This is a genomic window from Flavobacterium album, from assembly GCF_003096035.1.
GTDB classification, from domain to species: Bacteria; Bacteroidota; Bacteroidia; order Flavobacteriales; family Flavobacteriaceae; genus Flavobacterium; species Flavobacterium album.
Genome location: NZ_CP029186.1, coordinates 3639435 through 3661211 on the forward strand (window position 1 = coordinate 3639435; position 21777 = coordinate 3661211).

Annotated in this window: 15 protein-coding genes; 8 read left to right on the forward strand and 7 right to left on the reverse strand. The window is 47.7% G+C overall.

The genetic code is table 11. The features are described 5' to 3' along the window. Window positions 1-96 precede the first annotated feature (96 nt). Both HYN59_RS16385 and HYN59_RS16390 read left to right on the forward strand, forming a co-directional pair. Window positions 97-522: a response regulator gene (locus HYN59_RS16385; RefSeq protein ID WP_108779311.1), complete on the forward strand. Its 426-nt coding sequence runs from the start codon at window positions 97-99 to the stop codon at window positions 520-522. Between the two features lie 20 nt (window positions 523-542). Continuing rightward, complete coding sequence (locus HYN59_RS16390; protein ID WP_108779312.1) at window positions 543-3818, forward strand: CheR family methyltransferase; 3276 nt, start codon at window positions 543-545, stop codon at window positions 3816-3818. A 38-nt stretch (window positions 3819-3856) separates the two neighbouring features. On the opposite strand, the gene HYN59_RS16395 is transcribed toward HYN59_RS16390, so the two are convergent. After that, entirely contained in the window at window positions 3857-4243 is a 387-nt protein-coding gene (locus HYN59_RS16395) for a response regulator (RefSeq protein WP_108779313.1), read from the reverse strand. A gap of 304 nt (window positions 4244-4547) precedes the next feature. Here HYN59_RS16395 and HYN59_RS16400 point away from each other — a divergent pair, with 304 nt between their 5' ends. From HYN59_RS16400 to ligD, 6 genes are all read left to right on the forward strand, one after another. Continuing rightward, entirely contained in the window at window positions 4548-5717 is a 1170-nt protein-coding gene (locus HYN59_RS16400) for a zinc-dependent alcohol dehydrogenase (RefSeq protein ID WP_108779314.1), read from the forward strand. An 87-nt stretch (window positions 5718-5804) separates the two neighbouring features. Continuing rightward, window positions 5805-6056, forward strand: a complete 252-nt coding sequence (locus HYN59_RS16405) for a hypothetical protein (RefSeq protein ID WP_108779315.1) — start codon at window positions 5805-5807, stop codon at window positions 6054-6056. Window positions 6057-6065: 9 nt separating this feature from the next. Then, window positions 6066-6653 (forward strand): flavodoxin family protein, encoded by a 588-nt coding sequence (locus tag HYN59_RS16410; RefSeq protein WP_108779316.1) that lies wholly within the window; start codon window positions 6066-6068, stop codon window positions 6651-6653. Between the two features lie 7 nt (window positions 6654-6660). After that, entirely contained in the window at window positions 6661-7389 is a 729-nt protein-coding gene (locus HYN59_RS16415; RefSeq protein ID WP_108779317.1) for a DUF72 domain-containing protein, read from the forward strand. A gap of 71 nt (window positions 7390-7460) precedes the next feature. Further along, window positions 7461-7631 carry a DUF2188 domain-containing protein gene (locus HYN59_RS18120; protein ID WP_181369469.1) on the forward strand — a complete coding sequence of 57 codons (171 nt, stop codon included), beginning with the start codon at window positions 7461-7463 and terminating at the stop codon, window positions 7629-7631. A gap of 15 nt (window positions 7632-7646) precedes the next feature. Further along, window positions 7647-9665, forward strand: coding sequence for a DNA ligase D (ligD, locus tag HYN59_RS16420; protein WP_108779318.1), 2019 nt, complete (start codon window positions 7647-7649; stop codon window positions 9663-9665). On the opposite strand, the gene HYN59_RS16425 is transcribed toward ligD, so the two are convergent. From HYN59_RS16425 to HYN59_RS16450, 6 genes are all read right to left on the reverse strand, one after another. Then, window positions 9666-11888, reverse strand: a complete 2223-nt coding sequence (locus HYN59_RS16425) for a hypothetical protein (RefSeq protein ID WP_108779319.1) — start codon at window positions 11886-11888, stop codon at window positions 9666-9668. Between the two features lie 19 nt (window positions 11889-11907). After that, window positions 11908-12657: an SDR family oxidoreductase gene (locus HYN59_RS16430; RefSeq protein WP_108779320.1), complete on the reverse strand. Its 750-nt coding sequence runs from the start codon at window positions 12655-12657 to the stop codon at window positions 11908-11910. Window positions 12658-12672: 15 nt separating this feature from the next. After that, on the reverse strand, window positions 12673-12900 hold the full coding sequence (locus HYN59_RS16435; protein WP_146185972.1) for a hypothetical protein: 228 nt from the start codon (window positions 12898-12900) through the stop codon (window positions 12673-12675). 23 nt (window positions 12901-12923) lie between these two features. Then, window positions 12924-14501, reverse strand: coding sequence for an FAD-dependent oxidoreductase (locus tag HYN59_RS16440; RefSeq protein ID WP_108779322.1), 1578 nt, complete (start codon window positions 14499-14501; stop codon window positions 12924-12926). Window positions 14502-14587: 86 nt separating this feature from the next. Then, complete coding sequence (locus tag HYN59_RS16445; RefSeq protein WP_219928787.1) at window positions 14588-14914, reverse strand: hypothetical protein; 327 nt, start codon at window positions 14912-14914, stop codon at window positions 14588-14590. Between the two features lie 254 nt (window positions 14915-15168). Then, entirely contained in the window at window positions 15169-21678 is a 6510-nt protein-coding gene (locus HYN59_RS16450; RefSeq protein WP_146185973.1) for a T9SS type A sorting domain-containing protein, read from the reverse strand. Window positions 21679-21777: the final 99 nt, after the last annotated feature.

The window sequence follows — 21777 nt, forward strand, 5'->3', positions numbered from 1 at the left end:
CTTACACAATTTACCAATTCGCCAATTTATTGCATCTTCAACTACACTTCCTGCAGAAGTTCCCGTATATTTGTTTATTAATTAAATGATATTTTTATGTCGCAATCAGGGGCTGTCGTTATAGTTGAGGACGATATGGATGACAGGATATTCTTAAGCCAGGTGTTTAAAGAAATAAATATGGAACGTGAAGTTTTGTGGTTCAGCAGTACGTCAGAAGCTTTTGAGTTTCTTAAAACTACGAGCCGCTACATTTTCCTTATCTTTTCGGATATTCAACTGCCTGCGGAAAGCGGACTGGAGTTCAAGCAAAAGATTGATGCCAATCCGCGACTCAGGAGAAAAAGCATTCCATTTGTGTTTTATTCTACGTCGGCCAGCCAGCGCGATGTTGACGATGCCTACACAAAAATGACCATTCAGGGGTTCTTTCAAAAACTTGGCGATTACGACGAAACAAAAATGCTGATGAAAACCGTATTCGATTACTGGGACATCTGTAAGCACCCTAATAAGCAATAGCTCTTCCTATTCCCGTTTATATGCCATCAAAAAAAATACAGCAGCCGGCAAATCCGGAATTCCCTATTGTGGGGATAGGTGCATCGGCCGGCGGCCTTGATGCGTTCAGGCGCGTTGTGCGCAATATTCCGCAGGAAACAGGGATGGCCTATGTGCTTGTGCAACACCTCGCGCCCGACTATGAAAGCCTTTTGCCTGAATTAATAGCGAAGGAAACCTCACTGCCTGTCTATGAGATTACCGACGAGATACACCTGGCGCCGGACAGCATTTATATTATCCCCGAAAACAAGATCCTTACCGTAACCGACGGAAAACTAAGGCTGCAGCCCCGTGAAAATAAAAAAGTGCCCAACATGGCTATTGATATTTTCCTTAGCTCGCTGGCCGAGGTACATAAAAGCTTTGCCCGTGGCGTAATCCTCTCGGGATCGGGGTTTGACGGCACGACAGGTTTAAGGGCAATAAAAGAATTTGGCGGCGTTACCTTCGTGCAAAAGCCCGAAACCGCTGCTTTCGACAGCATGCCGCTCAGTGCGATACGCACCGGGGCAGCCGACTTCGTGCTTGCTCCTGAGGAGATACCCGGCAAGCTGCAGGAAATAGACACTGCTTATGATAACAACAGGGCCTATGCCGACAATGACCAAAGCGGCAAATCTGACGATGAATTTTTCAGGAGCGTGATAAAGCTGCTGCGGCTGCGTACCGGCAATGATTTTTCGCACTACAAGCAGCCCACTATACGCAGACGCATCGCAAGGCGGATGGTTATCACTAAAAAAGAAGACCCGGAAGCCTACCTTAGCTTTTTGAAGACTGACAAGAAAGAACAGGATGCCTTGTTCGATGATATCCTGATCCCGGTAAGCTACTTTTTCCGTGATTCAAAAATATTCGACCTGCTATGTGAAGAGGCGTTCCCGCATATTCTAAGCAGGAAAGACCCGGAAGACAGTATCCGCGTATGGATAGCAGGCTGCTCTACCGGTGAGGAAGCCTATTCGATGGCAATATGCCTACACGAATTCCTTGCCGATAAAGCGCCAGGAATAAAAGTACAACTATTTGCGTCTGACATTTCTGAGAATGTGATCGCAAAGGCACGTGCGGGGCTTTACACGTGGTATGACGTGCAGAACGTACCCGAACAACGGCTGAAGAATTATTTCACCAAAAGCAACGGTGTATACCATATCAATAAGGAAATACGGGATATGTGCGTATTTGCAGTGCATAATTTTGTCAAAGATCCGCCGTTTGCAAAAATGGACATTATTTCCTGCAGGAATGTACTGATCTACCTGGATCCGTTCCTGCAAAAGAAAGCCCTTAATACATTCCATTATGCGCTGAGGGGCCACGGTGTGCTGTTCCTTGGTAAGTCGGAAAGCGTGGGCTATTCCAACAACCTTTTCGACCCTATAGTAAAGGGACAGAAGATCTTTGCCAGGAAGGATACCAAAGACAACCGCCCCCCAATCACTTATGAACGGGGCGAAGCGCCATTGGTATCGGCTTCGTTTACAAACCAGAAGAAAAAAGGCGGAACAGAGCCCGACTTCCTGAAAAAGGCCAACGAGGTGCTGTTTTCCAAATACACCCCGCCGGGAGTCATTATCAATGAGAATAAGGAAATTGTACATTTCCATGGTGATACCAGCCCGTTCCTGCTGCCGCCACCCGGAAAGCCCAATTTCAATATCTATAAAATGCTTCGTGAAGGCCTTACTTTCGAACTTCGCAATGCGCTGTTAAAAGCCAAGACCGGTAATGACACGATCAAAAAGGAAAATATTACGCTTAAAGACAAAGAGTACCTGGTAACCCTTGAGATCATCCCGCTGGATAATGACCTCGAAACGCATTATATGGTACTTTTCCATAAGATCATGGCGGCGGAAGGGCAATCGCGCAGCGCCCAGAAAAAATCGGATGCCGAACGCATAAAGATGCTTGAGGCAGAAATAGAGCAGATGCGGGAAGATATCCGACGCGTAACCGAAGACCAGGAAGCCGCCAACGAAGAGCTGCAAAGCGCCAATGAGGAATTGCTAAGCAACAGTGAAGAGCTGCAAACCCTTAATATGGAACTGGAAACAGCTGCCGAAGAACTGCAGTCTAATAACGAGGAGCTTATCACGGTAAACGACGAGCTTATGGACAGGCAGGAGCAGCTTACCGTGGCAAGATTGTATTCAGACGGTATCATAGAGACGATCCGGGAACCACTTATCGTGCTCGACCGCGAACTGCGTATTAAGCGGGCGAATGCTGCCTTTTATAAATATTTCCAGGCCGCCTCGGATGAAGCTGATGGAAAAGTGATCTTTGAGGTTAGCCCTAAGCATTGGAATATAGAAGGCTTACGTACCGTGCTTTCCACCTCTGTGCTGGAAAGGAAAAAAGTGGAAGGACTGGAAGTACGCGTCATATTGCCAGATAGTGGCGAAAGGACCATGCTGCTTAACATAAGTCCCATAACCAACGAGAACCTTGAGGAGAACCTTATCCTGCTGGCAATTGAAGATATTACCGACATTACCAGGGCAAACATTATGCTGAAGCAAAGCAACAGCGAACTGGAAGAGAACAATAAGGAACTTGCCTCCTTTAGCTATATGGCCAGCCACGACCTGCAGGAACCTTTGCGCAAGATACACACCTTCAGCAAGCTTATTAATGACGACGAGGGCAACAGGCTGTCGGGCGACTCCAGGCTGTATCTTGAGCGCATCATGGTTTCTTCGCGAAGGATGCAGCGGCTTACCGAAGACCTGCTGCGTTATTCGCATATTACATCTGATGACACCAGCGAAATGCAGGATACGAACCTGGATGAGATTGTAAAGGAAGCGCTCGATGATATGTCAGGCAAAATAAAAACATGCGGGGCTGACATAGATATTGCTGCACTCCCCACAGTAAAAGCCGTTCCGCTGCTTATGCGGCAATTATTCCTGAACCTTATAGGCAATTCGTTGAAATACTGCGGCAGCGAAAGGGTTCCCGCGATACGCATATCCTACAGCAGGGTTTCCGGCGGAAATGCCGCAGACACCGAAAATCCCGGCGACCTATACAAAATTACCGTGAGCGATAACGGCATAGGTTTCCTCCCGGAGCAGGCCGAACGCATTTTTGAGCCGTTTCACCGCCTGCACAGCAAGGACAAATTTGAAGGCACAGGAATCGGGCTTGCCATCTGCAAAAAGATAGTGTTGTACCACAACGGATTTATAACTGCCGAAAGCCAGCCGGTAGGCGCAGCATTTCATATATACCTTCCTGCTTAATTGAACTATAAACAACTTTAAACAGTTCCTCAGGAATACTATGTCTCGCCTCCGGCAGCCATCTTTTGAAGCATACCGAAAATGGTCTTTTTGAGCAAGGTTACAGAATCGGGCTTTACATAGCATCCGGCTGCACCCAATTTATGGGCCTCTGCCCTGCACCTTTCAGTTACCGACGATGACAGCACAAAAACCGGTATCTTTGCTATATTCTCTGTAAGCTTGATTTGCCTTAGGCATTCAAGGCCATTTACATCCGGCATATTGATATCCAGCAGTACAATATTGGGTAATCCCGTTTTCAGCAATTCTATGCCGTTCCAAATAGTATTGGCATAACTGCATTTTATATCCTGCATGCCTTTAATCGCAAGCTGAAGAAAAATAAATTCATCTTCATCATCATCTATTTGTAATATGTGCATTTCTATACGATATAGGTTTAATTGAATTATCGCCTACAGGTAATGCTGCGGGTTGGAATCCGTCAAAAAGAAGTCACTTGCGGACGAGGTAAAAAGCCTCGTTATTAGGGTCAGACACAAATTTCCGAACTAATTGATGGTGTAACAAATTTTTAAGAACAGCTTAACAAACTTTAACACAAATCGCTAATTATTAAGCTATTATAACATAACTATGTAAATGCATGGACAAATCTTATAACCATTTGAACAGGTAAATGGGTAGCTTCGTAGGAAAGTATTTATTTAATTAAAAAACATCTCTATGAAAGCAGCAGTGATTCACGGTCCGGGCACGATAACGTGCGACAATATTGACGACCCGAAACTCGAAAACCAGGACGATATCATATTAAAAGTAACTTCAACGGCCATTTGCGGGTCCGACCTGCACATTTATTCCGGTGGTATCCCACAGCCCAGGCCAATGGTACTTGGCCATGAGTTTATGGGGATCATTGAAGAAGTGGGCAAAGGCGTTACCCACCTGAGGCCGGGCGACCGCGTTATTGTCCCCTTCCCTATTGCCTGCGGGTCGTGTTTCTTTTGCAACCACGAATTGCCGGGGCATTGTGAGCACAGCAACCCGGAAAATTACGGCCCCGAAGGCGGGCTTGTAACAGAGAAAGGCGGCGCACTGTTTGGCTATACCGACCTGTATGGCGGTTATGATGGCGGTCAGGCACAGTATGTACGCGTACCGTATGCCAACTTCGGCCCACGCGTAGTCCCTGACAACCTTACCGACGAACAGGTGCTTTTCCTTACCGACATTTTCCCTACCGGCTATACCGGTGTAGACTGGGGCGAAGTAAAGGGCGGCGAGACCGTAGCGATATTCGGTTCCGGCCCGGTAGGCATCATGGCTGCAAAAAGCGCATGGCTGCGTGGTGCGAAGCGTGTTGTTATAGTTGATACCCTGCAATACCGCCTTGATAAAGCAATGCAGACCGCAGGATGCGAAACCATATTGTGGGAAGACGGCGCGAAAGATGTGGTTGAACAGATACGTGCAATGACCGAAGGCCGTGGTGCTGATGTATGCATTGACGCAGTAGGTTTTGAACCCGACCGCAGTTTCCTTGACAGGGCAAAAGCAACCCTTAATTTTGAAAAAGGTTCGGTGAAAGTGATGGAGGCATGCATGAGCGCGGTTCGAAGGGGCGGCATCGTTTCGGTGCTGGGTGTTTACCCTGTCAATTATGATAACTTCCCTATAGGCCAGTTCTTTGATAAAGGCATCATCCTGAAAGGCGGGCAGGCGCCTGCGCACAAGCATATCGACAAGCTGCTGGGATACGTAAACGAAGGCCGCGTGAAGCTTGATGACATCATTACCCACAGGCTGCCGCTTACCGAAATATCGCACGCCTATGACATCTTTAAAAAACGTGAGGACGGCTGCGTAAAAGTGGTTCTGGATCCTTGGGCATAATCACATTAAACCCCGGCCTATAGTCAGGCCACCATGATAAGCTTTAAGGACATTTCTTTATAGCAATAAACTTATAAGATCAAAACTATGAAAAAGCTACGACTGTTTACATTTATATCCTGCGCGATCCTTTTTTCGATGACATCGTGCCTTGACAATAACAACAAGAACAATAATACAGAAGACCTTCACGAGTCTGACAACGGAAACGATGCGCCGACCTACAATAAAACCAGGGAGGAAATGGAGGCCGACAGCGCCCAAACCCCGTTGCCGCAAAAACGCGTACCAAAAGACAGTGTGGAGATCATTACCAAAGGGAATGCCTCATCGGAATAGCAGTAATATATGAAAGCAATTATTTTACTGGCTACCCTGAAGGAAAAAGGCTTATCCAACACAGCGGTGCTGACAGAATTTGCATTGGAATACCTGACAAAAGAAAATATCGAATGTGAGGTGGTCCGGCTGGCAGAACATAACATTTCGCCGGGATCGTATATTAATGTGGGCACCGGTGATGACTTTCCGGCCATCTACGATAAAATACTGGCAGCTGATATTTTGCTCTTTGCCACGCCTATATGGTGGAACAATCATTCTTCGGAACTCCAAAGGGTTATTGAGCGGATGGACGAGGTGTACGACATTATCGAGGAAGGCAAGCCCTCTCCACTGAATGGCAAGCTGGGCGGCGTGATCATAACCGGCGATTCGGACGGGGTGGAACATATAACCGGGAACATTGCCAACTTTTTCTGCTGCATTGGCGTTACTATCCCTGCCTACAGCTCTTTGGGTGTGATATGGGAAGGACACAGCAAACAGAAGAAAACAACCCGTGCTGCGCTGCTGAAGTACTACAAAAAAGAATATGCGCAGGATGCTGAAGCCATGGCAAAGCAATTTGCGAAAATGCTTACTGCACAAGGATAACCTTACCATGGCGGCAAAACTTTACATAGGGACATCCGGCTGGCATTATAAGCACTGGAAAGGCACTTTTTATCCAGCCGAACTTAAAGCGAAAGAACATTTTGATTATTACAGCCGGCATTTTGATACCGTTGAGATCAACAACACTTTTTACCGGCTTCCTCCAAAGGAAGTATTTACAAGCTGGAAGGAAAAAGTAGATAAAAGCTTCATTTATGTGGTTAAGGCGAGCCGGTTCATCACCCATATGAAGAAGCTGAATGATACCCTGGAAGGCCTGACACGCTTCCTGGAAAATACAGCGTTGCTCGGCGAAAATCTCGGGCCTATACTCTTTCAGCTGCCACCCGGCTGGGAAATCAATGCCGGACGCCTCGAAAACTTCCTGAAGATATTGCCTAATCATTTCCGGTATGTATTCGAATTCCGGAATGCTACGTGGTACCGGGAGGAAATTTACACCCTGTTGGAACAATACAATTGTGCCTTCTGCATTTATGAGCTGGCAGGGCACCTGTCACCCGTTATGGTCACAGCAGATTTTGCCTATCTGCGGCTGCACGGCCCCGGCGGCAAATACCAGGGAAGCTATACAGACGACGCGCTGCATAAATGGGCCGTACAATGCCGGGAGTGGCTTAATGCCGGGATAGATACCTACGTTTATTTTGACAATGACGAAATGGGCTATGCTGCTTTTAACGCATTGAAGCTAAAGGAATTATTAGGCAGTTAATCCTGCGTTAATCTTCCTGCAAATTTGCTTTACAAAAAGTAACTTTATACTATTCACTAAAATTTCAGGCTATGCCATGGTACAACGGTGATTACCCGCCCTCTTATAAAAACCAGCCGGTGCCGCTACGCGAAAAGGCTGTAGAAATAGCCAATGCCCTTTTAAAAGAGGGTGTGGAGGAAGGCATTGCGATAGCCACAGGGCTAAAAAGGGCCCGCGAATATTTTGAAGATAAAGAGTAAAGTAACATCCCCGTAATGAGAAAGTCAGCTACGATATCCCCTGAAAAAGGCGCTCCTGCAAAAATGCCCACCAATGTAAAGCCCATGCTGGCTACGTTGGTGAAGGAGCCGTTTAACGAACCGGGATGGAGCTATGAGGTAAAATGGGACGGGTACAGGGCGCTGGCTTATATCAAAAGCGGGGAAGCAGAACTATTGTCGCGAAATAATAAATCGTTTACCGAAAAATACTATCCTATCGCCGCAGCCATGGGAAAATGGGATTTTGATGCGGTGCTGGACGGTGAGCTGCTTGTCATCAAAAAAAACGGGAAAGCCGATTTTGGTGCGTTACAAAACTGGCGCAGTGAAGCGGATGGCGACCTTGTATATTATGCCTTCGACCTGCTGTGGTATGATGGAAAGGACATCACAGGGCTTCCGCTATCGGAAAGGCAGGCTATCCTGAAAGATATATTGCCTGCGGATGACGACCGCATACGCCTTAGCGAGGTATTTACCAGCGGTGGCCTCGATTTTTTTGCAGCAGCGCAAAAAATGGGACTGGAAGGAATTATGGCTAAAAAGTCGGATAGCCTGTACACACCTGACAGCCGCTCGAAAGAATGGCTCAAAATAAAGGTGAACCAAAGGCAGGAAGTTGTTATTGGTGGGTTTACCAACAACGAAGGTTCGTCAAAGCTGTTCAGCTCGCTTTTGCTGGGTGTTTATAAAAACGGGAAGCTGGACTATGTTGGTAAGGTTGGCACAGGCTTTACTGTGAAAATGCAGAAGGAAATGATGGAGGCTTTCCGCCCGTTTATAACCAAGAAAAGCCCGTTTGCTTATGAACCGGATATCAACAAGCCTTCACGGTTCCGCCCCGATCCGCCGAAAGCCGTTGCCACCTGGCTGAAACCAGAACTCGTTTGCGAAGTGAGCTTTACCGAAGTGACATCGGACGGCGTTTTCAGGCATCCATCATTTGAAGGAATGCGTACCGACAAAAGAGCCTCTGAAGTCGTACTGGAAACGGCTGTAGAAACAGAAGACGTAACATCTGCAACAAAAAATGGCGATACAGCCCTTGTAAAAGCACCCGAAGCAGCCGATAAGCGTACGCTGCTCAACCCTAATGAAGAATCGCAGGTAAAGGCCATTAATGGGCATAACCTGAAATTTTCGAACCTCAGCAAAGTGTACTGGCCTGAAGAAGGCTATACCAAACGCGATATGCTGAACTATTATTACCAGGCTGCCGAGTTTATCCTGCCCTACCTGAAGGACCGCCCGCTGACATTATACCGCTTCCCGAACGGGATTCATGGGAAAAGCTTTTACCAGAAAGACGTAAAAGGCAAAGCTCCCGAATGGGCAAAAACATTTCCGTATACCACCAGCGATGGCGAGGATAAGGAATTCCTGGTAGGCAGCGACGAGTATACACTGCTGTGGATGGCATCGCTGGGGTGCATTGAAATGAATCCCTGGTTCAGCAGGGTGCAGCATCCTGACCATCCCGATTATTGTGTTATCGACCTGGATCCCGCGGACAGTACAACTTTTGAGCAGGTGGTACAGGCAGCCCTTGAAGTGAAAAAAGTGCTGGACGAAATAGGTGTCCCCGGTTTCCCGAAAACATCCGGGTCAACAGGAATACACATTTATATCCCGCTTGGCGCGAAATACACGTATGACGAATCACAGTTGTTCGGAAGGGTGGTCGTCTCCATCGTGCAAAAACGTTTATCGAGCTTCACCAGCATTGAGCGGCAGATAAAGAACCGGGAAGGCAAGATGTACCTCGACTTTTTGCAGAACCGCCCGAATGCAACGATATCCTGCCCTTATTCCCTTCGCCCAAAACCGGGAGCAACCGTATCGATGCCATTGCATTGGGAAGAAGTAAAACCGGGACTGTCTATGAAAGATTTTACCATAAAAAATGCTATTGCGCGGGCACGGGGCGAGGGCGACCTTTTTAAAGGCACGTTTGGGAAAGGTATCGACATGAAAAAAGCCCTGAGCAAAGCGCAGGGCCTTTTGGAAGCGTAGTTACCACTCTATTTTTACTTTCGAATCGCCCGGTATGCAGAATTCTACAATATCATTTTCCCTGCCAACAGGGCCTGTTTCCTCATACCTCCCGTTTTGATTTACCGAAACTGTAACTGAAGGTACCTTTTGGCCATCGGCTAGTGGTGCAATTACCATACGATAGGTAAAACGGCTGTCTCCACGGGTAGAAAAAGTAACGGCATCTCCACTTTTATGAAATTGCGTAGCAGGATATTCATTAAATATCATAAACCCGCCTTTGTCTACTTTATGGTACTGGCGGGGCACTATCCCAAAAGCAATCCCTGCGCCGTATACTTCCTGCCCTACCTGACCGGACCGGTTCCAGCCATCCTGCAGGTCTTCGAGCGCTATCCAGAGGTTTGGGTCGATCTCGCCCGTTTTAACATCCTCCCTTTCAGCCAGTACTTCCCGTGGCAGTCGCGGAGGATAATAGTAGGAAACCCTGTGTATCACATATTTTATGCATTCGGCGAGCAATAGCCGTACAGAAGGCAGGATTTCTTCAACGCCATCTGCTTCCTTCAGGTAGGTATGGATGGCTGCAAATACTTCCTGTTCCTCGTAGGCAGCGGTATAAGGCGCATCTTTTAACGGATAAATAGCAAAGAAGGTCTGGTAGTGCTTTGCATTGCCATAATCTGCTTCCCACAATTGTACGTTCTTCATCACTGCTGCAATGCATACGTAGCTGAGATTGAGGAACAATTCGTCTTTAGTTTCTTTATACAGCCTTAGCAATGCCCCTGCCGAAAAAGCAGTATTATTGGCCTGGTAAAATACATCGAAGCCAAGGCCGTCAAGTTTCTTCGCCGCCTTAACTGCTTCGTCAAAATATTTTTTGCTGCCGGTGAGCTGCCACACCTGTATCATCAGGTGCGCATAGGCGCCGGGAACATCTTTTTCGCCCCCCTTACCTTCTTCGGTTTCCTGCTTAAGTACTTCAAGGGTAGCCATCTTATAGAATACCGGCCACTCGTAATTGAAGTGTTGGGCAACTTTAATTACGTAATCCACAGAATCCATCAATAGCTTCTTAGCGATTTCGTCGCCATCGAGTGCCATGCGCGAAAGGTTTAGAAGCGGATGGTGCAGGTACCAGGAATCCATCACTTCAGGCTGTTTTTGCTCTTCGCTCCAGTCAAGGTCCTTCTCCTTTGCAGGGAGCCATCGCACCAGGGTTCCCAACTGCTTGTCATAGAAGTTCTCAAGCCCGTTCTTTAGCGTTTCAATCACCGGGGAATGGTCTTCGCCGCTCCATCGGTCGAAATCCATTAATGGAAGCAATACCGCTAACTGCACCATGCTTTCGGGCGGTGTCTTGTAATCGCTTACATAGGCATTCAGGTAGGAGCGCCCATCGGCAAACTGCCAGCAGCCTTTATGGTTTTGCAGGTCGTTCAGCCCTTTATGCAAAAAATCCGGCCAGTCATGGTATTCAGTATCAGGCCTTGGGAGATATACATAAATGTCGGCCAGGTGATTCAGGTAGTGTTGCGCCATTTGGTAATTATCCTGCGGAATTTCGTCCGTAAGCAGGATAAAGGCATCCGAGATAATATAGTCCTCACCTTCCTTTAAAGGCTTGTCAACACTGGTCGCCGGGAGTTTCATTCCAATTTCCGGCCACGAGCCCCCCACCAGGTCGCCCGCCGATGTTTCGGTTTCATTACAATATTTATTAAGCGCCGTCAGGTTCTGGAAATAAAAGACTGAACCGGTTTCGGGATTTTCAAGGCTGAAAAATAAATTTCCCGACCGGCTTCCCACCTGGCCGGCATGCACTGTACCTTTGGTATTCTGTACCCTGCCTGTTTTTGAGAACATGGGCATTATATCGCGGGGCCAGTAGGGCATCAGCAGGTCAAAAGCCGGTGTAAGGGTTGTAATATAACGGAATATGTTTTTTTCATCGTCCGGGAAAGACAGCGTAACACTAATTTTTCCGGTTGTTCCGGATAGCAAAAATTCAACTTCGGTATCATCTTCGGTAATGTTGTCTAAATTTAGCACATCATTCGCAGCATAGGCAGCCCTGAAGGCAACGCGGCCCCCATTCGGCCATTCGGCGACGAACCACATGCAGTAATCCGCAAGGATCGTTGTTAAACGGTAATCATTTAGTTTGCGCTCAAAAATAATCTTGCCGCCCTCCAGTCTGTCCTGAGAGGTTGCGGTCCAGGCAGAAATTGGTTTCATAAGGTATCAGTTGTAATGATCATATAACCTGCAGGTGCGGCCTCACTTTCAGCTCCACCACATCGCATCGTTTGGGCTGGGACAGGCAGTACAGTACGCTCATTGCAATGTCATCGGCAGTGAGCATTTCCAGTGCTTCTATTTTTTTTAGCTTTTCTTCGGTGGACTGTTCCTGCATATCGGTATCTACGGCACCAGGCTCAATAAGCGTAACTTTGATACCGCTCTTGTTGACCTCTTTGCGAAGCGCTTCGGAAAAACCCTGTATACCCGACTTAGTTGCCACATATACTGTTCCCGTCTCTTCCCGTACATCGGCGCTCATTGAGCCTACATTCACAATATGGCCATCGCCTTCCATACGCTCCAACGCCTCAGCGCTGCAGGCAATATAGGACATAAGGTTCGTACTGACCACCCGCTGCCATTCTGTATAAGAACCATCCTCAACATTGCCGGCAGAAAGGGCCGCATTATTGACCAGGATGTCAAGCTTATCAAAATTCCCGTCCACAGCGCTGAACAGGGTGTTAATACCCTCTTCCGTACTAAGGTCGGCTATAACACCATATACCTGGCCTTTAGCGTCTTTGTGGAGGTCTTTCAGCGCATCCTCCAAGTGCTGCCCGTCCAGGCCGGCTATCATCACATGGGCACCAAGCCTGGCAAGCAGCAACGCAGCAGCCCTGCCTATTCCTGTTGTCCCACCGGTAATGAGTATCTTCTTACCTTCCACCGATAGCGGGAGATATTCATTAAGTGCATCCATCTTATCGTGTTTAGGTTATTGTGGCTTCGTTACTGTTGGCGGCGATGCCTGGGTACTATCCGGCGAGACCATTCCCGTGCTGTCCTGTGCCTGAGGTGTTTCAGGCATTGTACCGCCGCCCGAATGGCTGTCCGTTGTTTCTATCGCATCGTCTTCCATCGGGTCGTTGCCTTTAGGATTATCCTTGCAGGATGCCAGCGCCATAATTGTAGTGGCGGCAAGCATTAAAGTTAGCTTTTTCATATACTGGTTTATTTATGTTCTGTTTATTTATGTTCTGTTATTTTATGCAGCCCGCAATTGGCAGGGCCGTTTATTACTTCGCCGTAGGCTGTAAAGCGCGAACCGTGGAGCGGGCAGTCGAATGACTGCTCATCATCGTTCCACTGCAGCACGCCACCCATGTGCGGGCAAACTGCGGTACAGGTATGCAGTTCGCCATTTTCATCCCTGTAGACCGCAATTTTATCCAGCCCCTTCGAAATGATTGCGCCCTTTCCTGCTGCGAGTTCTTCAACTTCTTTGATATCGCCCGATGAGATCCAGTCTTTTATCATCCTGTAAGCCATATTGCCTACCTCTTTCATATAATCAATGCCCGTGCGTAATGTTATCCTTGAAGGTTCGTACAGCGCGGCATACGGATTCTCTACGCCGTTGATAATATCGTTGGTAATGATACCGCCCAGCGTACCGTGGGTCATTCCGTTGCCGGAATCGCCCGTTATGATATAAATATTGTCATCACCGGGATTTTTCCCGATGTAGCCTAACGAATCTACGGGCTCCATTACCTGGCCTGACCATTTGTATTCAATTTCCGAAAAATGAGGAAAATGCTGCATGGTCCAGGCCGTCAGCCTTTCATAACGCTCCGCTTCTGAAATATGTTCCTCTTCCGCCTGTCCGGTTTTGTGGTCTTCGCCTCCGGAAATAAGCAGGTCGAAGTTATCGTCAAGCGGTTCGAGCCTTACGTAGTGGTACGGCTTGGCAACCCACTTCGACTCCATGTTGCCGGTGTCCCACCACATGGCATATGGTAAAATACCTTTCGGCACTTTAGCAGCGATCACGTAGGTACGGTACGGCCATTGTTTAGTATGCATGGTAAACAGGTCATTCACCGGAGTATTTGTAGCCACAACAATATGGTTTGCCCTGATGGTAAATCCGTTTGCTTTCGCACCGTCTTCAGTAATCTCATCCGCATGGGTGTTGGTGTAGATCTCCCCTCCCTTCCTGACAATCGCATCAGCGAGGCCTTTCAGGTATTTAAGGATATGGAACTGCCCCTGGTCAGGGAACCGTATCGCCCTTTGGCTGCCTGATGCAATTCCCGGCATTTGGGAAACCATTTCGGTAGGAAGCCCTGCCCTTTGCGTGGCCTCAAGCTCTTTGTCCAGATTTTCTTCTTTATCAGTAGGATCGGTAAACAGGTATCCGTCTACCCGCTTAAACTGGCAGTCTATATTTTCCAGACTTACCACACTGTTGATCCATTCCAATGCCTGCTTATGGCTTTTCGCGGCCAGGGAGGCTTTTTCGCGGCCAAAGAATTTTTCGAGGTCATAATACCGGTCATCCAGCGCATAGGAGATCTGGGCAGTTGTCCTTCCCGTCTCGCCGCTGCCTAAACAGCCGTCTTCAATAAGCACTACCCTCCTGCCCGACGCCGAGAGGCAGTAGGCTGCCGTAAGCCCGGCAATACCGCCTCCTATAACCAGTACATCGGCCATTACGTCGGTGTCCAGGGTTTTATACTCCAACGGCCTTTGTGAATCATTCCAGTACGAATGATGATTTCCACTCGTAAATTTATCTTTTATCGGATCTCCGTTTTCCATAAGCTAATTTTAAATATGATCAAGAACTGCATTACAGGAACGCTCCTGTTTGGTGAGCCGTACTACAATGAAGCGCCCGTCATCAGTTATATAATGTCTTTTTCAGGCTCGGCATAATCGCTTATCGGGTGCTGCTGCGTTTGTGGCTGCGGCCTGCTGCCGTAGTGCTTACTGTGTTTGTCGCTGCCCTCTGTTTTTACCAGCTTGTTGTAAATGCCAAGAAGCAGGAACGGCGCCGCCCATTGCCCTACGAAGAGCGCAGTGTGCCTTTTGCCAAAGCATTTCAGTGTGGCAGATGCAGCCATAGAGCCAACGGCTGCCCATAAAAACAGGTCGGATGGCAGTTTTGCGGTCTGGTTTTCGATGGCTTTTGCAACCGGCCCTTCGGAATGGTCATTTTGGATAATTGACATAGTTTGTTGTTTTTAGGTTTGTAGTACATAAAATTACTCATACTAAAAACACGCTGTTTGTACCATTATGTTAATCTGTTGTAATATTGCGTTAAAATGTAGGAATTGCATGAAATTTAGATGCAAATCGATCCCCAAACTATATTACATTCAGATCACATTATATTACGATTAAATGAATCTGCCGTAACTATGCCCTGAAAACAAAAAAGCCCCTGATCTTTCGAAAAGGGGCTTTAGCCGGTTTAGATAAACTATCGCTTTATGAATTTTATATGCGCTCCCGAAGCGGAATTTATAAAATACATCCCGGCGCTCAGAGAACCTGTGTCAATAGTATTTACCCCGGATTTTAATGGCTGGCTGCTAACCGTTTTCCCGGTCATATCGGTTATCACGATCTCAGTGGCCTCTTCGGTCTCAACAAACAATTGGTCTACAACAGGGTTCGGATAGACCTTCCAGCCTTTCTTTACAAATGCTTCTGTCCCCAGATCGGTAATTACAACACATTCCGATGTTGCCGAACATCCGTTTTGTGTAACGATAACTGCATAAGAGCCATTTGCCGTTGCCGTGAAGGATGCTTCTGTAGCGCCATTAATAGGTTGGTTCGCTGTACAGTTGATCCATTGGTAACCTGCCCCTGTAGCAGCTGCCGTAATAGTAGCGCCTGAAACAGTCAGCGCAGTGTTTACCGAATTTACAACGACCGTCATAGTAGCTGTAGTCGCACACTGGCCTGCGTTTGGCATGAAGGTGTATGTAGTCGTAGCGGTGTTGTTTATCGCAGGGCTCCAAGTTCCTGTAACGCCATTTATGGAAACCGTTGGCAGTGTGAATGACCCGCCAGGGCATATTGCCGCAACCTGCGAGAATATCGGCGTTACGTTATTATTTACCGTCACCGTCATAGTAGCTGCAGTAGCACACTGGCCTGCGTTTGGCGTAAAGGTGTATGTAGTCGTAGCGTTGTTGTTTATCGCAGGGCTCCACGTTCCTGTAATCCCATTGGTTGAAACCGTTGGCAGTGTGAATGACCCGCCCGGGCATATCGCCGCAACCTGCGAGAATAGCGGTGTCACGTTATTATTTACCGTCACCGTCATAGTAGCTGTAGTCGCACACTGGCCTCCGTTTGGCGTAAAGGTATACGTAGTCGTAGCGTTATTGTTAATCGCCGGGCTCCATGTTCCTGTAATGCCATTGGTTGAAACTGTTGGGAGCGTAAACGACCCACCCGGGCATATTGCCGCAACTTGGGAGAATACAGGTGTAACGTTGTTATTTACCGTTACCGTCATAGTAGCTGTAGTAGCGCACTGGCCTGCGTTTGGCGTGAAGGTGTATGTAGTCGTAGCGTTATTGTTTATCGCAGGGCTCCAAGTTCCTGTAACGCCATTTGTAGAGGTAGTTGGCAGTGTGAATGACCCGCCCGGGCATATCGCCGCAACCTGCGAGAATGTAGGTATCACATTGTTATTTACCGTTACCGTCATAGTGGCTGTAGTAGCACACTGGCCTGCAGCTGGTGTGAAGGTATAAGTAGTCGTAGCGTTATTGTTTATCGCAGGGCTCCATGTTCCTGTAACGCCATTTGTAGAGGTAGTTGGCAGTGTGAATGACCCACCAGGGCATATTGCCGCAACCTGGGAGAATACCGGTGTTATGTTATTATTTACCGTTACCGTCATAGTAGCTGTAGTCGCACACTGGCCTGCATTTGGTGTAAAGGTATACGTAGTCGTAGCGTTATTGTTGATTGCAGGGCTCCAAGTTCCTGTCACGCCATTTGTAGAGGTAGTTGGCAGTGTGAATGACCCGCCCGGGCATATCGCCGCAACCTGCGAGAATGTAGGTATCACATTGTTATTTACCGTTACCGTCATAGTGGCTGTAGTAGCACACTGGCCTGCAGCTGGTGTGAAGGTATAAGTAGTCGTAGCGTTATTGTTTATCGCAGGGCTCCATGTTCCTGTAACGCCATTTGTAGAGGTAGTTGGCAGTGTGAATGACCCACCAGGGCATATTGCCGCAACCTGGGAGAATGTAGGTATCACATTGTTATTTACCGTTACCGTCGTAGTAGCTGTAGTCGCACACTGGCCTGCAGCTGGTGTGAAGGTGTACGTGGTCGTAGCGTTATTGTTAATTGCAGGGCTCCAAGTCCCTGTAACGCCATTTGTAGAGGTAGTTGGCAGTGTAAACGAACCACCCTGGCATATCGGAGCGACCTGTGTAAATGTTGGCACTGTACCCGGGGTTACCGTTACTGTCATTGTAGTGCCAACAGCACATTGCCCTGCATTTGGCTGGAAGACGTATGTTGTTGTGGCATTATTATTTATCGCAGGGCTCCACGTCCCGGTAATGCCATTAGTTGACGTTGCCGGCAATGTAAATGAGCCTCCCTGGCAAATGGCTGCCACTTGTGTGAATGTCGGTGTGGTATTGTTATTTACAGTAACCGTCATCGTAGCAGTAACCGCACACTGGCCTGCATTTGGCGTAAAGGTATAGGTAGTAGTGGCTGTGTTATTCAATGCGGGACTCCACGTACCCGTAATGCCATTATTTGAAGTTGTTGGTAGTGTGAATGACCCGCCTGAACAGATTGCCGCCACCTGTGTGAACGTTGGCGCTATGTTATTATTTACAGTTACCGTCATTGTAGCTGTTGAAGCACACTGGCCTGCATCAGGTGTAAATGTATAGGTTGTAGTGGCTGTAGTGTTCACGGCCGGGCTCCACGTGCCTGTGATACCATTGGTTGAAGTCGAAGGCAGTGCAAACGATCCCCCTAAACATATTGCCGGAACCTGTGTAAAGGCAGGAGTTACCGGATTGGTAACCGTTATGGTTATTGCATTGCTCGTAACGGTTGGTGTAGTCGGGCACAATACACTGCTGGTCATTACAACCGTAACTACAGCGCCGTTAGCCAGCGTGCTTGTGGTGAATGTAGGGCTGTTCGTTCCAGCATTGTTTCCGTTCACTTTCCATTGGTACTGCGGCGCCCCACCGCCATTAACAGGTGTTGCTGTAAAGGTTACCGGGCTGCCACTGCAAACCTGTGTGGCCGAAGCGGCAACGGACACCGAAGCGTTACACGGTTGTATCGCCCCGTAGACGCAAATAGAGAAGTTGTCCGTAGTAAGCCCCTGATACACATTGAATACCCTGATGTAATATTCCTGGCCCTGCGTAAGGCCGGAAGCCGTACCTGTTTCGCTAAGATTTACCCCAACACTGTTGACACAAGCAATAGGAGTACCCGTGCATCCGCCCTGGAACACCTGGAAACCAAGGTCGCGCCCTAACATTGGCCCTATATAAATGGTTGCAGAAGCGCCTTCGGCTATGAACCTGAACCAAACGTCCTGACCTGCCTGTGGTGCGCAAGAGATTGCCGGGCCATCAAACATTGCGCCGCTAAATGTACCTCCAACCTGTGAGCAAGTCGTGTTTTGTGTTAAAAGCGTTGCGTTCTGGCAGGTGTCATTTGCCGGTTTCGGATATTTGGTAATGCAGAAGGAAATATTGTCCGAGGAATACCCTGTCATATTATGGAAAAATCGAACATAATACGTTTGCCCTACAACGAAGTTATTATTGATGTAATATTCCGATGTATTGCTGCCAAAGTTGTTTACGCATGCCATTGGGGTACCCGAGCAGCTTCCTTCAAAGATCTGGAAACCGGGGTTAAAGAAAGAAACCGGGTTAAGATAGATGCTGTAGGTTTGCTCAGTAGCCACAAATTTATACCAAATGTCCTGCGACGTAGTACCTGCCGGGCAGGCAGCCGGCCCATCAAGTGTCGACCCTATGAATGTTCCTCCCACATAAGAGCAGGTTGTACCTGGGAATACTTCTGTTGCATTCGCGCAAAGGTCGTTAGCAGGTGTTGGGTATTTGGTAAGGCATATCCTGAAATTGCTGAGGGGAAGGATGTTGGTAGCATTAAACACCCTGATATAATATTCCTGGCCCGGAATAAAATCATTACTATAGTAGCTCTCAAATGCACCTGCCGCACCCGAATTTACACAGGCAACCACTGTACCGTTACATCCGCCCTGTATAATTTCAAAGCCGTGGTTCAGGCTGGTGATCATGTCGAGCGTAATGCTGTTGGTAACATCGGTCGCGATAAACTTGTACCATACGTCCTGCTGGGTTCCCGTGGCACATGCAGGTATGGCACCATCCATCATAGAACCGCTAAAAGTGCCTGTTATATAGTTGCAGGCTGTACCCGGCGTAAGCTGTACGGCATTAGCGCAAAGATCGTTGGCCGGTGGCGGGTATTTTATAATACATACCTGGAAATTTCTTGTATCCAGTGAGCTTAATGGATTAATAACCCGGATGTAGTATTCCTGGCCGATAACGAAATCACTGGCAAAGTAATACTCAGCAGTATCATTAGAATAGAAATTTTTACAGGATACCAGCGTCCCGTTGCAACCGCCCTGATATAGCTCAAAAGCTACATTTACATTGGTTGCACCGTCAACATCAATTTCCATCATCTTGTCGGTAGCGGTAAACTTGTACCAAACATCCTGCGATGCGTTTACAGCACATCCAGGGACTCCGCCATCTTTTAGCGACCCGCTAAAGGTACCCGAAGTATTTGTACAGGTAAGCCCCGGGGTCAGCTGTATGGCATTGGCGCACAGGTCATTTGCCGGTGGCGGGTATTTTATAATACATACCTGGAAATTTCTTGTATCCAGTGAGCTTAATGGGTTAATCACCCGGATATAGTATTCCTGCCCGATAACAAAATCACTTGCGAAGTAATACTCAGCAGTATCATTGGAATAGAAATTTTTACAGGATATCAGCGTCCCGTTGCAGCCGCCCTGGTACAGCTCAAAAGCAACATTTACATTGGATGCTCCGTCAACGTCAATTTCCATCATCTTGTCGGTAGCGGTAAACTTGTACCAAACATCCTGCGATGCGTTTACAGCACATCCGGGGACTCCGCCATCTTTTAGCGCCCCGCTAAAGGTACCCGAAGTATTTGTGCAGGTAAGTCCCGGGGTCAACTGTATGGCATTAGCGCACAGGTCATTTGCCGGTGGAGGGTATTTGGTAACACAGATCTGGAAGCTGCGCGTCTGCAATGCAGACGATGCGTTGAAAACCCGTACATAATATTCCTGCCCTACGATAAAGTTATTGTTGAAATAATTTTCTCCCCAACCGTCAGGATAATTGTTAACACAGGTGATAAGGGTGCCATTGCATCCTCCCTGGTAAAGCTCGAAACCATGGTTAAGGTCCGACGTTTGGTTAATACCTACACTCATAGTTACATCGGTAGCGGTAAACTTGTACCAAACATCCTGCGATGCGTTTGCAGCACATCCAGGGACACCGCCATCTTTTAGCGACCCGCTGAATGTCCCTGAAGTATATGTACAGGTCGTACCCGGGGTCAGCTGTTGTGCATTGGCACAAAGGTCGTTTGCCGGGGTTGGGTATTTGGTAACACAGATCTGGAAGCTGCGCGTCTGCAATGCAGACGATGCGTTAAAAACCCGTACATAGTATTCCTGCCCTACAATAAAGTTGTTGTTGAAATAATTTTCTCCCCAACCTTCAGGATAACTGTTTACACAGGTGATAAGGGTGCCATTGCATCCTCCCTGGTAAAGCTCGAAACCATGGTTAAGGTCCGACGTTTGGTTAATACCTACACTCATGGTTACATCGGTAGCGGTAAACTTGTACCAAACATCCTGAGATGCGTTTGCAGCACATCCAGGGACTCCGCCATCTTTTAGCGACCCGCTGAATGTCCCTGTAGTATATGTACAGGTCGTACCCGGGGTTAGCTGTTGAGCATTGGCGCAAAGGTCGTTGGCCGGCGTCGGGTATTTGGTAACACATATCTGGAAATTGCGCGTCTGCAATGCAGACGATGCGTTGAAAACACGCACATAATATTCCTGCCCTACAATAAAGTTGTTGTTGAAATAATTTTCTCCCCAACCTTCAGGATAACTGTTTACACAGGTAATAAGGGTGCCATTGCATCCTCCCTGATAAAGCTCGAAACCATGGTTAAGGTCCGACGTTTGGTTAACACCTACACTCATAGTTACATCGGTAGCGGTAAACTTGTACCAAACATCCTGCGATGCGTTTGCAGCACATCCAGGGACACCGCCATCTTTTAGCGACCCGCTGAATGTCCCTGTAGTATATGTACAGGCAGTACCCGGGGTCAGCTGTTGAGCATTCGTGCAAAGATCGTTGGCCGGGGTTGGGTATTTGGTAACACATATCTGGAATGTAGATGTGGCAGCTGTGCCGACATTGAATACGCGAATATGATATTCCTGTCCTACAATGAAGTTGTTATTAAAGTAGTTTTCCCCCCATCCTGACGGATAGGCATTTGTACAAGCAACCTGTGTACCGCTGCATCCACCCTGATAGATTTCAAAACCGTGATTGAGGCTGGAATTTGCATTCAACCCTACAGACATTGTAACATCGGTAGCAGTAAATTTGTACCAGACATCCTGCGATGCACCCGAAGAACAGGATGGCCCCACTCCCGTTATGGTTGCACCATTGAAGGTTCCTGTAGTATAACTACAGGTTGTGCCGGGCGTGAGCGGGATAGCATCCGCACACAGGTCATTAATGGGAGGTACAAGCACTGTTGATGTATCAGCCGCTATTGCCCTACCGCAAATCATTGACATGAAAATGAGAAATAAAAAGAAATAGTTTTTCATATGATTGGTTATAATATTATCCAGGCTGCAAACATAAGAACCAGCATTATTTCAGCCGTACAGCCATGTTGCACGTTTGTGTACTATTGTTGCATTGTT